Origin of the sequence: Streptomyces sp. NPDC058373, from assembly GCF_042723275.1 — a bacterium.
In the GTDB taxonomy this organism is placed as follows: Bacteria; Actinomycetota; Actinomycetes; order Streptomycetales; family Streptomycetaceae; genus Streptomyces.
The window spans coordinates 1-10,510 of record NZ_JBHXJE010000082.1 but is presented as its reverse complement, the minus strand read 5'-3'; the positions used below and the strand labels follow the sequence as shown (position 1 = coordinate 10,510).

Annotated in this window: 10 protein-coding genes; 5 read left to right on the top strand and 5 right to left on the bottom strand. The window is 72.6% G+C overall.

Annotated elements, in window-relative coordinates; all coding sequences use genetic code 11:
* Positions 1-120: 120 nt before the first annotated feature.
* The 4 genes from ACFWMZ_RS27665 to ACFWMZ_RS27650 all read right to left on the bottom strand — a co-directional run bounded on the left by ACFWMZ_RS27665 (position 121) and on the right by ACFWMZ_RS27650 (position 3,753).
* Positions 121-279, bottom strand: coding sequence for a hypothetical protein (locus ACFWMZ_RS27665; protein ID WP_383204871.1), 159 nt, complete (start codon positions 277-279; stop codon positions 121-123).
* Positions 276-1,112 (bottom strand): RNA methyltransferase, encoded by an 837-nt coding sequence (locus ACFWMZ_RS27660; protein ID WP_383204868.1) that lies wholly within the window; start codon positions 1,110-1,112, stop codon positions 276-278. The genes ACFWMZ_RS27665 and ACFWMZ_RS27660 overlap by 4 nt, the downstream gene beginning before the upstream one ends.
* A 195-nt stretch (positions 1,113-1,307) precedes the next feature.
* Positions 1,308-2,168 carry a polysaccharide deacetylase family protein gene (locus ACFWMZ_RS27655; protein WP_383173922.1) on the bottom strand — a complete coding sequence of 287 codons (861 nt, stop codon included), beginning with the start codon at positions 2,166-2,168 and terminating at the stop codon, positions 1,308-1,310.
* A 220-nt stretch (positions 2,169-2,388) separates the two neighbouring features.
* Positions 2,389-3,753, bottom strand: a complete 1,365-nt coding sequence (locus tag ACFWMZ_RS27650) for a PhoX family protein (protein WP_383173662.1) — start codon at positions 3,751-3,753, stop codon at positions 2,389-2,391.
* 291 nt (positions 3,754-4,044) lie between these two features.
* On the opposite strand from ACFWMZ_RS27650, the gene ACFWMZ_RS27645 reads away from it, so the two are divergent.
* Positions 4,045-5,160 carry an AI-2E family transporter gene (locus ACFWMZ_RS27645; RefSeq protein WP_383173659.1) on the top strand — a complete coding sequence of 372 codons (1,116 nt, stop codon included), beginning with the start codon at positions 4,045-4,047 and terminating at the stop codon, positions 5,158-5,160.
* Positions 5,161-5,269: 109 nt separating this feature from the next.
* Here the strand turns inward: ACFWMZ_RS27645 and zapE are convergent, their stop codons facing one another.
* Positions 5,270-6,379: a cell division protein ZapE gene (gene zapE / locus ACFWMZ_RS27640; RefSeq protein ID WP_383173655.1), complete on the bottom strand. Its 1,110-nt coding sequence runs from the start codon at positions 6,377-6,379 to the stop codon at positions 5,270-5,272.
* A gap of 152 nt (positions 6,380-6,531) precedes the next feature.
* On the opposite strand from zapE, the gene ACFWMZ_RS27635 reads away from it, so the two are divergent.
* From ACFWMZ_RS27635 to msrB, 4 genes are all read left to right on the top strand, one after another.
* Entirely contained in the window at positions 6,532-7,314 is a 783-nt protein-coding gene (locus ACFWMZ_RS27635; protein ID WP_383204865.1) for a pyrimidine reductase family protein, read from the top strand.
* A gap of 119 nt (positions 7,315-7,433) precedes the next feature.
* The gene (locus tag ACFWMZ_RS27630) at positions 7,434-7,991 is read left to right on the top strand and encodes an indole-3-glycerol phosphate synthase (protein ID WP_383173919.1); all 558 of its coding nucleotides are present in this window, start codon (positions 7,434-7,436) and stop codon (positions 7,989-7,991) included.
* Between the two features lie 139 nt (positions 7,992-8,130).
* Positions 8,131-9,534, top strand: coding sequence for a UDP-N-acetylmuramate--L-alanine ligase (murC, locus tag ACFWMZ_RS27625; protein ID WP_383204862.1), 1,404 nt, complete (start codon positions 8,131-8,133; stop codon positions 9,532-9,534).
* Between the two features lie 13 nt (positions 9,535-9,547).
* The gene (msrB, locus tag ACFWMZ_RS27620; protein WP_383173646.1) at positions 9,548-9,955 is read left to right on the top strand and encodes a peptide-methionine (R)-S-oxide reductase MsrB; all 408 of its coding nucleotides are present in this window, start codon (positions 9,548-9,550) and stop codon (positions 9,953-9,955) included.
* Positions 9,956-10,510: the final 555 nt, after the last annotated feature.

Here is a 10,510-nt window from a genome sequence, read left to right as displayed (position 1 = left end):
CGAGATCCGTGCAGATCTCCACGAGGGACTCCTCCAACTCGCCTGCGCCATCATCTGCTTGAGACGGCTACGCACCGCATTCTGAAACGATCAGTAAGCGCTGCCCTTGTCGGTCAAGACCTATCCGGAGCAGGCCGTTCGCTCGCCCTCGCGCCAAGCGCAGACCGGGCAGAAGGTGAGGCCGGGGTGGGACTCCGGGTACTCGGTGGGCTCGCGGCACAGCACGCACTCCGCGAAGGCGGGGTCGGGCGGCGCCGTCCGGGCCTCGTCGGCGCTCACGCCGACCGCTTCGCCGCGGCGATCCGCTGCCGCGAAGCCTCGTACAGCACGGCCGTGGCCGCGTTGGCGGCGTTCAGTGAACTCGCCGCACCCGTCATCGGGATGCTGACCGTGTGGTCGCACAGCTCCCGCCACGTGCTGCTCAGCCCGGTGGTCTCGTTGCCGACCAGCAGCAGGGTCGGCTGGGTGAAGTCGAAGTCGAAGACGTCGCAGTCGCCCTTCTCGTCCGTACCGACCAGCACGACCGGTGTCCCCTGGGCGCGCTTGGCGTCCACCCACTCCCTCACCTCGGCCGGAGAGGGCACCCGCACCGCCGGGAGGGCGAACAGCGACCCGGTGCTGGCCCGTACCGACTTGGAGTCGTAGACGTCGGCGGCGTGGCCGGAGACGATCAGCCCGTGCGCGCCGAAGGCGTCGGCGGAGCGGATGACGGAGCCGATGTTCCCCGGGCTGGTGGGCCGGTCGAACAGCACCCCCAGGAAGTCGCGCCCGACCTCGATGCGGTCGAGGTCGTCGGCCGGCATGCCGACCACCGCGACGAGTTCCGGGGCGTTCTCGTTCTTCTCGCCCAGGTCCGCCAGCATGTCGGGAGCCATCGCGATCCGCTCCGTGCCGACCGTGCGCAGGAGCTCCTCCGCCCAGCGCGACAGCTTCCGCTTCCCGTCGTGGATCAGGGCGTGGACCGGCCAGCCGTGCTCGACGGCGAGGGAGATGGGACGGACGCCCTGGACGAGGAACTCCCGCGCGCGCGTGCGCTTGTTGCGGTTGGTGAGCAGCGACTCCCACTGCTGGAACCGCGCATTGCGGGACGTCATCCGCTGGGCCGCCGGCACCCGTCCTCCAAGGTGAGCTGAGTTTCTCCACGATGCGCCCCGAGCCTTACGGAGACCGCACCAGCGCATCCCGAAGGCTACATGGCGCCCGCGTGCGGCAGTCTCCGAGGCGGAGCACGCCCAGGTCCCGGCCGGCCGAGGCGAGGCCCCGGTCCACCGCACCCCCCGAAGTGCCCGAGGCACGGCGAGGCTGTGTCACCCCTTCCGGGAGGCCGCCCCGATCAGCTCCGACACCTTCACGAAGCGGTACCCCTGCTCGCGCAGCGCGGGCACGATCCGGCGCAGCGCGCGCTCCGTGGTGGGGGCGGCGCTGCTGGTGCAGTGCATGACGACGACCGAGCCGGGCCGCACCCCGTCCAGCACCTGCTGCGCCACCGCGTCGGCGTCGGTGGCGAAGGCGTCCCCGCTCACCACGTCCCACTGCACCGCCGTCACCCCGGCCGCCGAGACCGCACGCAGCGCCGCGTCGTCGTAACACCCGCCCGGGAAGCGGAAGTAGGGCATCGCCTTCTCGACCCCGGCCGCGCGGAACGCGGTGTACGCCCGGTCCACGTCGGCCCGCATCTCGCTCGCGGCGACGCGCGGCAGGCCGTAGCAGTCGCCGGTGAAGGCGTGGTGGCTGTAGGAGTGGTTGGCGATCTCGAAGAGCGGGTCGGCGCCGATGGCACGGGCCTGGTCCGGGTACTCCTCGGCCCACCGCCCGGTCATGAAGACGGTGGCGGGGACCTTCAGGCGGCGCAGCGAGGCGATCAGCTCCGGGTGGTCGAACCGCTCGCCGGCCGCCGCGCGGTCGCCCTGGTCGGCCGTCATGTCGGCGTCGAAGGTGAGCGCGACGGTCTTCGCCCCCGAGCGCGGCCCGTTGGCGAAGACCGGGGCGAGGCCGCCGGGGCCGGGCGCGAGCGTGGGTGGGGCCGCCGGTGAGGGGGAGTGGGAGGCGCGGGGACCCGGCGCCGTGCCGTGCGGCCCCGAGGAGGGCTGGCCGCAGCCGGCCACCGCGCCGAGCGCCGCCAGGGCGCAGAACGCCGCGCCGGTCCGGACCTTTGCCTTGCGCACCATGCTGATCACGTCGCGACGATAAGGGTCGTAAAGGTGTAAATCGGGCAAAACGCCGCTCGGGGCGGAGCTACTCACCCGTCTCGCCGCACCCCGCCTCCGCCACCCGGCGACCTGCGGCGGCGCGCGGCGAGGCGCCCCGCCACGCGCACCGCACGGGGTGCGCGCACCGGGGCGCCGAAACCTTCCGCCCTGCCGGGGGATCAGCCCCCCGGCGGCCCCGTCACCGGTGCCAGGGCCCGGTCACCGCGAAGGTCGTGCCCGGCGTGTAGCAGTTGACGTACATCGTGTCGTGGTCCGGCGAGAAGCAGACCCCCGCGAACTCGCCCCACTCCGGCTCCTCGGGCGTGCCGATGTTCTGGCGGCCCCGGGCCATCGGGTAGACCTCGCCACGCGTCGTCACGCCGTAGACGTGCTGGGCGCCCTCGCCGTCCTCGGCGACCATCAGGCCGCCGCTCGGGGCGAGGCAGATGTTGTCCGGCTCCTCGCCCGGGAGCTGCACGTCGGTGTCGGGGCCGAAGACGATGACCAGGGTGAGCCGCCGCCGCTCCGGGTCGTACCGCCAGATCTGCCCGTAGTGGTCGGCCGCCGACCCCTCGCCGCTCCGCGCGAAGCTGGAGACGAAGTAGACGGACGAGCCGCCCCAGTAGCAGCCCTCCAGCTTCTGCGCGTGGGTGATGCCCTTCGAGCCGAAGTCCTGGAAGCGGATCGGCGTCCCGCTCGCCAGCGGATCGGGGACGTCCACCCACTCCACCCGGTCGAACGAGGCCCCCGTCTCCTGGATCGCCGACAGGTCCGGCACCCCCGGCACCCGCATCGCCTGGAGGGCGCCCCCGGCCCGCAGCGAGCCGAGTCCGCCGCGCGGCTTCTCGGGCAGGAAGCGGTAGAAGAGGCCGAAGGGCCGCTCGAAGGCGTCCTCCGTCTCGTAGACGATCCCGTGGCGCGGGTCGATCGCCACCGCCTCGTGCTGGAACCGGCCCATCGCCTTCAGGGGTACCGCGCCCGTCCTGTGCGGGTCGACCGGGTCGACCTCGAAGATGAAGCCGTGGTCCTTGGTGTAGCCGTTGGTCCCGGCTTTGTCCTCGGTCTCCTCGCAGGTCAGCCAGGTCCCCCACGGGGTGGGACCGCCCGCGCAGTTGGTCGAGGTCCCGGCGATGGCGACCTGCTCGCCGAGCACCCGCTGCGAGCGGTCCAGGGCGAGCGCCGTACAGCCGCCCATCCCCTCCGGGTCGTACGTCAGCCCCCGTACGGCCGGCACGCGGATCTCCGCGTCGGGGCGGTTCTCGTGGTTGCGGACGAGGTGGACCTGGCCCCGGCGCCCACCGAAGGCGGCCATCCCGTCGTGGTTGCTCGGCACCTGGCCCTCGCCGGAGAGCATCCGGTCGCCCTCCCGGGACAGCACCCGGTAGCGAAAACCTTTCGGCAGGTCCAGCAGACCCTTCGGGTCGGGCACCAGCGGGCCGTACCCGGCCCTCCCCATCCCCTTCGCGGCGGCGGTGCCCGCGAAGAGCTCGGTCAGACTGCCGGAAAAGGCGATACCGGCGACAGCCCCGGTACGGGCGAGGACTTGACGACGTGTCGCGGACATGGGCAACTCCCTGCTGCGGCTCTGCGGACAGGAATGTGACCCGCACGTGTGTACCACGCACCCAGCCCCACGGGAACCAGGCGTGGCCCTGGACACCGCCGTCACAGCCCGCCTGGACCGCCTCGGGCCGGCACTCCGCCCACCCGGGGCGGACCGGCGGCGCGGTCCGCGACCGCGTGGGGCGATCCGACGCCGACGGTCCGCCCCCGCGTACGCGGGGGCGTCGGCCTCCGCGCCGTCATGTGCGGGCGCACCGGATGCCTCCGGTGGGCGCGCCGTACGCTGTTCCGCATGTCGACCAAGCTGAGTGCCACCAGAACCCGTGCCGCGCTTGACCGATCGGCGCGCACCTCGGCCCAGTTGCTGCTCGTCGCCGTCGCCGTCACGGCGGGGTTGTGGCTGCTCGGTCAGATGTGGCCGGTGGTCTGGCCCCTCGTCATCGGGCTGCTCCTCACCACGCTCACCTGGCCGTTGGCCCGCTTCCTGCGCAACCGCTCCTGGCCGCCCGCGCTCGCCGCCTCGGTCGTGACCGTGCTGGCCCTGGTCCTCGCGGCGGGCGTCGTCGCCCTTGTCGCGGTGCCGGTGGCCTCCCAGTCAGGCCCCCTGGCGGAGGGCGTGATCGCCGGTGTCGAGCAGCTGCGGCAATGGGCGGCCGGGCCGCCGCTGAACTTCGGCGACGCCGAGATCACCAAGGCGATGGACGCCGGGATCGCGCGGCTTCAGGACAGCCTCGGCAGCACGGTGTCCACCGTCGCCACCGGCCTGGGCACCGTGGTCCACGGTGTCGTCACGGCCGTCCTCGCGGTCTTCCTGATGTTCTTCTTCCTCAAGGACGGCCCCCGCTTCCTGCCGTGGCTCTCCCGTCAGCTGCCGGGCCGGCTCGCCGACGACGTCCCCGCGGTCGCCGGACGCTGCTGGGACACCCTGGGCGCGTTCATCCGGTCGCAGGCGCTGGTCGGCCTGATCGACGCGGTCTTCATCGGCGTCGGCCTGTGGATCCTGGGCATCCCGCTCGTGCTGCCGCTGTCGGTGGTGACCTTCGTCGGGGCGTTCGTCCCGATCATCGGTGCGTTCTTCGCCGGATTCGTCGCCGTCCTCATCGCCCTGGTGTCGAACGGGCTGACCGACGCCCTGATCGTGCTCGCGATCATCATCGTCGTGCAGCAACTGGAGGGGAACGTCTTCCAGCCGATCGTCCAGAGCAGGGGTCTCGGCCTGCACGCGGCCGTCGTCCTCCTCGCCGTCACCCTGGGCGGCAGCCTGGCCGGCATCGTCGGCAGCCTCCTCGCCGTCCCGGCCGCCGCCCTCATCGGCGTGCTGTGGAGTTACGTCCGCGAACAGCTCCGCGAACCGTCGCAGGAGGCGGAGCCCGACCCCGACGAGCCGAAGGGCGCCACGGCCGCCTGAGCCGACCCACGGGACGCCGCGCCGTACGGCACCTGTCCGCCCGCCACGCCACGTCCACGGCGCCGGAGTTCGCCCGTCGCGAACCCCGGCGCCGTCTCCCGCTCGGCTGTCAGCCCTCCACCAGCCCCCGCGCGTCCCGCGCCAGCGCCGTCAGCCGGGATATCGCCCGGAAGTACTTCTTCCGGTAGCCCCCGTTCAGCATCTCCTCGCTGAAGAGCTGGTCGAACGGACGACCGGACGCCAGCACGGGCACCTCCCGGTCGTACAGCCGGTCCGCCAGCACCACCAGGCGCAGCGCCGTCGACTGGTCGGGGACCGGGCGTACGCCGGTCAGGCAGACGGCGCGCAGCTCGTCGGTGAGCGCCCCGTACCGGCTCGGGTGGACCCGCGACAGGTGGTCCAGCAACGGCCCGAACCCGTCCAGGCTCGCCCCCGGCGTCGCGTACGCCGCCTTGGTCACCTGCTCCTCGGTGTACGGCTCCGGCGCGGCGGGCAGCCCGCGGTGCCGGTAGTCCTCGCCGTCGATGCGCAGCGGCCGGAAGTGGGCCGACAGCCCCTGGATCTCTCGCAGGAAGTCGGCCGCGGCGAACCGGCCCTCACCGAGCTTGCCCGGCAGCGTGTTCGACGTGGCGGCCAGCGCCACCCCGGCCTCCACCAGGCGGCCCAGCAGCGAGGAGACCAGCACGGTGTCCCCGGGGTCGTCCAGCTCGAACTCGTCGATGCAGAGCAGCCGGTGGCCGCTGAGCGTGCGTACCGTCTCCTGGAAGCCGAGCGCGCCCACCAGGTTGGTCAGCTCCACGAAGGTGCCGAACGCCTTCTGCTCCGGCGCCGCCGGGGTGGCGTGCCAGAGCGAGGCGAGCAGATGGGTCTTGCCGACGCCGTATCCGCCGTCCAGGTAGACCCCGCGCGGCCCCGACGGCGCGGGCTCGGCCCGCCGCGCGAACCAGCGGCGCCGTCCGGCGCCCGTCGCGCTCGACCCGCCCAGCCCCGTCGCGAACCGCTCCAGCACGGTGACCGCCTCCGCCTGGCTCGGCTGGTTCGGGTCGGGGATGTACGTGGAGAAGCGCACCTGGTCGAACCGGGGCGGCGGCACCATCTCGGCCACCAGCCGTTCGGCGGGCACCTGCGGCTCGCGGGCGCACAGGGAGAGCGGCGCGGCCTCGTCGGCGCGCGACGCGGACGAGGAGGCCGAGGACGGGGGAGTGGAGGAGGACGACACAGCTCACCAGCTTAGAGGGGCGCGCGGAGCGAGCCGTTCCCCGGGCGCCGGGCCCTCCGCGGACGCCCGGACCGCCCACCCCGCCCCGGAGCGTTCGCACGACCGGCGCCTCCCGGTTCGTCCGGCCGCACGGCCGTGCGAAACTGCACGTCATGCGACGCCTGCTCCCCGTGACCGACGACCCGGACGACCGCGAGTGGACCCTGGCGGAACTCGCCGACGCCTACGCCTATCCGGAGACCGACCGCCCCTGGCTGCGCGCCAACATGGTCAGCACCCTCGACGGCGCGGCCCAGCACGACGGCCGATCCCAGCCCATCTCCGGCAGCGCCGACATGCGGATCTTCGGCACCCTGCGCGGTCTGGCCGACGCCGTGGTCGTCGGCGCCGAGACCGTACGGCAGGAGGGGTACCGCCCCGCCCGAGCCCGTGAGGCCTTCGCCCGCCGCCGCGCCGCCGCCGGGCAGACCCCCGCGCCCGCCGTCGCCGTGGTCAGCGCGAGCCTCGCACTCGATTTCGACCTGCCCCTCTTCAGCGCCCCGCTCACGCCCACCCTGGTCCTCACCGGAGCCGCCGCGCCGCCCGAGCGGGTACGCGCCGCCGAGGCCGCGGGAGTGCGTGTGCTGATCGCCGGGACCGGCGCCGCCGTCGATCCGGCGCGCGTTGTCGACGTACTCGCCGAACACGGTCTGACCAGGCTTCTTACTGAGGGAGGCCCCCGGCTGCTGGGCCAGTTCGTGGCCACCGGAGTCCTGGACGAGCTGTGTCTGACCATCGCCCCGATGCTCACCGCCGGGGGCGCCCAGCGCATCGCCTCCGGATCCCCGGTCGCCCTGCCGAAACGTTTCTCGCCTGCCTCGGTGCTGGAGGAGGCCGGGTTCCTCTTCACCCGCTACCGTCGGACTGACATCAGCGGAATCACCCGTTCCGTTTAGCTCCCGGTGGGCAGACTAGGGACACCGCGTCCCGTGCGATCACGGGGCAGGATGGTTTCCGCACGGGCCCTCGCGGCCCGCGATCCGAAAGGGCGCCTGACGTGTTCACGAGCGTTTTGATGATCGAGCAGCCGCTGTCGGCACCCGACGTGGAGTTCGTCACCACGCTCCACGGGGACGAGCCCGTCTCCTTCGTCCTCCTCATGCAGCCCCGCGGCGACCAGGACCGCCTCCTGCGCGCCATCGACGACGTGGCCCTCGGCGAACTCGGCGAGGCCGTCCGCGAGGCCGACGAACCGGAGGGCGAGGTCGACGGCACCCCCGCCGCCCGCGCACTGGAACACTCCCTGCGCGCCCTGCACGCCGCCGGCAGCGAGGCCGTCGGCAGCCTGGTCGAGGACGAACCCCTCGCCACCCTCACCGCCCTGGTGGCCGAGACCCGCGCCGACGAGGTCATCGTGCTGACCGAGCCGCACTACGTGGAGGAGTTCTTCCACCGCGACTGGGCCACCCGCGCCCGCCACAAGGTCGGCGTCCCCGTCCTCAAGCTCTACTCGCACGCCCCCGCCGACGGCGCCCACGCCCCCACCCACACCTCCTCGGGCACCGGCGCCACGGCCGCCGGCGCGGTCGCGGACCAGGACACCGCCACCGGCCCGGCCACCCGCACCGACTGAGCCCCGGCCGGGCGCCGCCCGAGCCCCACCGGCGCCACCCGGAGGACCGGCGGGCGGTCCGCCAGGCCCGGGGCCACGGCATAGGCTGAACCCCGCACCCAGCACGACACGCGCCACCTCGACACCGGGAGAACCACACATGGCATCCGGCCTTCCCCCCGCCATGGACCGACCGCACTTCATCGGCATCGGCGGCGCCGGAATGTCGGGGATCGCCAAGATCCTCGCCCAGCGCGGCGCACGCGTCGCCGGCAGCGACGCCAAGGAGTCCGCGACCGCCGCCGCGCTGCGCGCCCTCGGCGCCACCGTCCACATCGGTCACGCCGCCGGCCACCTCGCGGACGACACCACCGCCGTCGTCGTCTCCTCCGCGATCCGCCCGGACAACCCGGAGCTGGCCCGCGCCGCCGAGCTCGGCGTCCCCGTCGTGCACCGCTCGGACGCCCTCGCCGCGCTGATGGACGGCACCCGCCCCATCGCCGTCGCCGGCACCCACGGCAAGACCACCACCACCTCGATGCTGGCCGTCTCCCTGGCCGCGCTGGGCGTCGACCCGTCGTACGCCATCGGCGGCGACCTCGACGTCCCCGGCTCCAACGCCCTGCACGGCACGGGCGAGATCTTCGTCGCCGAGGCCGACGAGAGCGACCGCAGCTTCCACAAGTACGCCCCCGAGGTCGCCGTCGTCCTCAACGTCGAGCTGGACCACCACGCCAACTACGCCTCGATCGAAGAGATCCACGAGTCCTTCGAGACCTTCGCGGCGCGCATCGTGCCGGGCGGCACCCTGGTGATCTCCGCCGACCACGACGGCGCCCGCGAACTGACCCGGCGCCTCGCCGCCAAGGGCCTCGACGGCGTCACCGTCCGCACCTACGGCGAGGCGGCCGACGCCGACGTACGCGTCCTGTCGATCGTCCCGCACGGTCTGCGCAGCGAGGTCACGGTCCGCATCGACGGCACCGAGCTGACCTTCGCCGTCTCCGTCCCCGGGCGCCACTACGCGCTCAACGCCGTCGCCGCCCTGACCGCGGCGGTCGCCCTCGGCGTCCCGGCCGCCGAGATGGCCCCCGCCATCGCCGCCTACACCGGGGTCAAGCGCCGCCTCCAGCTCAAGGGCGAGGCCGCGGGCGTCCAGGTGATCGACTCCTACGCGCACCACCCGACGGAGATGACCGCCGACCTGGAGGCCATCCGGGGCGCCGTCCAGGCGGACGCCCGCCTCCTGGTGCTCTTCCAGCCCCACCTCTTCAGCCGCACCCAGGAACTGGGCAAGGAGATGGGCCAGGCCCTCGGCCTCGCCGACGCCTCCGTCGTCCTCGACATCTACCCGGCCCGCGAGGACCCGGTCCCCGGCGTCACCAGCGCCCTGATCGTCGACGCGGCCCGCGCCGCCGGAGCCGAGGTGACGGCCCTGGCCGACCGCTCCGCCGCCGCCTCGGTCCTCGCGGGAATGGCCAAGCCCGGTGACCTTGTTCTGACCATGGGCGCCGGCGACGTGACGGAGCTCGGGCCCGACATCCTCGACCACCTGTCGAAGTGAGGAAGTGACCGACATGGCGTACGACGTCGAGAAGCCGGACGAGCAGTGGCGCGCGGAGCTGACCCCCGCCGAGTACCAGGTGCTCCGCCAGGCGGGCACCGAGCCGGCCTTCGTCGGTGAGTACACCGACACGAAGACCGAGGGTGTGTACTCCTGCCGCGCGTGCGGCGCGGAACTCTTCACCTCCGACACCAAGTTCGCGTCGCACTGCGGCTGGCCGAGCTTCTTCGACCCGAAGGACTCGGACGCCGTGGAGCTGATCGAGGACCGGTCGCACGGCATGGTCCGCACCGAGGTCCGCTGCTCCCGCTGCGGCTCCCACCTCGGCCACGTCTTCGCCGGCGAGGGCTACGACACCCCCACCGACCAGCGCTACTGCATCAACTCGATCTCCATGAAGCTGACTCCGGCCGAGAGCTGACGCCAGCCCCCGCCGACAGCCACGGGCCCGTGCTCCTGCAGAGGGGCACGGGCCCGGCTTGACTTCGGCCGTCCGGGTACGTAATGTTTAACGAGCTGCCCTTCAGCCCCAGGGCTGAGGAAGCATCTCAGCCGCGCGGAGCGCGGCACACTTCAAAACCTCAGCAGAATCCTCCAGGAACACCTTTCCTCAGGCATGCCCACGGGCAGGCCCGGGATTTCATTTCCGGAGGTGCTCTGTCGTCTCTGCATGACATCGGAACCGCATTCGGCGCCGATTGTGAGAGATCAAGAGAATCCGCTAAGGTTCTGGACGTCGGAACGGCCCAACAGCCGGGAAGACGCAACCCGCTGACTGGGAATCAGGCCCGAAAGGATCTGATAGAGTCGGAGCCGCCGAAAGGGAAAAGCGAAGCGGAAACGCCGAGCAGGAACCTGAAAGGCACCGAGGAAATCGGACTCGAAAGAGTCTGATAGAGTCGGAAACACGAAATACCGAAGGGAAGCGCCCGGAGGAAAGCCCGAGAGGGTGAGTACAAAGGAAGCGTCCGTTCCT

Excerpts from the sequence above, each read along its gene's own strand:
- ACFWMZ_RS27655 (WP_383173922.1), bottom strand. The coding sequence starts at position 2,168 with ATGGTGCGCAAGGCAAAGGTCCGGACCGGCGCGGCGTTCTGCGCCCTG.
- ACFWMZ_RS27650 (WP_383173662.1), bottom strand. The coding sequence starts at position 3,753 with ATGTCCGCGACACGTCGTCAAGTCCTCGCCCGTACCGGGGCTGTCGCC.
- ACFWMZ_RS27645 (WP_383173659.1), top strand. The coding sequence starts at position 4,045 with ATGTCGACCAAGCTGAGTGCCACCAGAACCCGTGCCGCGCTTGACCGA.
- ACFWMZ_RS27635 (WP_383204865.1), top strand. The coding sequence starts at position 6,532 with ATGCGACGCCTGCTCCCCGTGACCGACGACCCGGACGACCGCGAGTGG.
- ACFWMZ_RS27630 (WP_383173919.1), top strand. The coding sequence starts at position 7,434 with ATGATCGAGCAGCCGCTGTCGGCACCCGACGTGGAGTTCGTCACCACG.
- murC (WP_383204862.1), top strand. The coding sequence starts at position 8,131 with ATGGCATCCGGCCTTCCCCCCGCCATGGACCGACCGCACTTCATCGGC.
- msrB (WP_383173646.1), top strand. The coding sequence starts at position 9,548 with ATGGCGTACGACGTCGAGAAGCCGGACGAGCAGTGGCGCGCGGAGCTG.